The organism is Cytobacillus oceanisediminis 2691, assembly GCF_007678455.1.
GTDB classification, from domain to species: Bacteria; Bacillota; Bacilli; order Bacillales; family Cytobacillaceae; genus Mesobacillus; species Mesobacillus oceanisediminis_A.
In genome coordinates, this window is the sequence record NZ_VEEP01000180.1 from 1 (window position 1) to 284 (window position 284).

Consider the following 284-nt stretch of genomic DNA (forward strand, 5'->3'; position numbering starts at 1 on the left):
GGGATTAAAAAAAGGGTGGTTTGTTTTGAGAAATAGGAGGGTGAGTGATTAGGTGGTTGGTTTTTGATAGGAGGGTTATGTATTATATGGAAGAGTTATCTGGGCCGTTGAGTGGAAAGGAAGGCAAAGGTGAGATGGTGGTGAACCGGAATCGATGTTGGAATCCCTTGTGATAGAAGATTTTTGAGAAGAATGAATTTGTTGGTGGGTTTTAGGATGAGGTAAAGCTGGGGATATGTGAGCTTGGGTTTTTGATTGATGGGTGGTGGGTAGGGATAAAGATA

1 protein-coding gene is annotated in these 284 nt (G+C 41.9%); it reads right to left on the bottom strand.

What is annotated here, in order from left to right:
- Positions 1 to 95: 95 nt before the first annotated feature.
- Positions 96 to 284, bottom strand: a 189-nt coding sequence (locus FS736_RS23690) for a YfkD family protein (protein ID WP_313959746.1), incomplete at its 5' end; no start/stop codon positions are given.